This window comes from Micromonospora sp. HK10 (assembly GCF_000982955.1).
Taxonomy (GTDB): Bacteria; Actinomycetota; Actinomycetes; order Mycobacteriales; family Micromonosporaceae; genus Micromonospora.
Map to the genome: position 1 here is coordinate 1 of NZ_KQ058801.1, position 1,270 is coordinate 1,270.

General features: G+C 82.4%; 1 pseudogene. It reads right to left on the bottom strand.

From position 1 onward, the window contains the following. A pseudogene (locus LQ51_RS34360) lies at positions 1-1,089 on the bottom strand (hypothetical protein); the annotation flags it as partial. Between the last annotated feature and the right edge of the window lie 181 nt (positions 1,090-1,270).

The window sequence follows — 1,270 nt, forward strand, 5'->3', positions numbered from 1 at the left end:
CGGCCGCGCGGCCGGCGTCCGGGCCGGTTTCGGTACGCCGGAAGCAGCCACCGCCGGACCGCCGGGTCCGACCGGCGCGGCGTTCCCACTCAAGGCGGCACCGCTGGCCGACGCGGCGCCCCCGGCCGACATGGCGCTCCGGGCCGAGGCCGCGCCACCAGCCGACGCCGTGCCCTCGGCCGACGCCGTGCCCTCGGCCGACCCCGCGCCACCCGCCGACGCCACGCCACCAGCCGACGCGGCACCCCCGGCCGACGCGGCACCCCCGGCCGACGCGGCACCCCCGGTCAACGCACTGCTTCCGGCCGGAGGGACGCCCCCGGTCGGCGCGGTGCCTCCGGTCGGCGCGGTGCCGGCGGTGGACCCGGCAGAGCCGGTCGGCGCGCCCGACGGTGCGGTGGTCGGCTCGGCGGCTGCCGCCTCGCCGGGACGGGCCGCCTCCGGCCAGTCGTCGTCGGCCGCCGCCGGACCGGCCGCCGGTTGCCCGGCGCCGCCGGGTCGCGCCGGCTCCGGCCAGTCCTCCTCGTCGGCGGCCAACGGGTCGCCCTCGGCCGGTGGCGAGCCGTTGGCCGCCGGGCCGGCCGGTCGCCGGGCCGGGCCGGGCGGCCGGGCCGCTCCACCGCCATCACGGGTCTCCGCCCCGGACGGAGCGGGCGGGGTGTCCGGGCCGGCCGCCGGGCGGGCCCCGGACGGGCGGGCCGGGCCGCCGATCGAGGCGGCGCCCCGCTCACCGGCCACCTCGCACCGGATCTGCCAGCGACCGCCCAACTCCTCGTAGAGCGCTTCGAGCAGCAGGTCCGGCTCGTTGGAGAGGGCCTGCGCGTGGAACGGATAGCGGAAGGTGAGCACCATCGACTGGCCGTCCACCTCGCGGACGGTGGCCTCCCGGGCCCAGGCGGCCACCTTCTTGCTCTTCCGGCCCACCTTGCCGACGATCTCGGGCCAGACCCGGCGGGCCGCCACGGCGTCCACCGCACCCGGCGCGGTCGAGCCGGGGCGCGGCGGCTCGGGTGTGGCGGGGTCGGGCAGCACCGCCGACGGCGGTACCGGGCGGCGGGTGGAGCCCTCCGGCCGGGCCTCGGCCGCCACCGGGGCAGCACCGGACCGGTCGGCGGCGGCGGGAGGCTGCTCCGGTGAGGAGGCGGCCGGACGGGTCGAGGGCGGCCGCCGCCCCGGTGCCGCTGCGGCGGCCCGGGCGGCGGCCGCCCCGGTGGGGGCACCGGCAGCCGCCGGCGGGCCGGCGGTCTCCGGCCGGGGGTGCCGCGTCGGC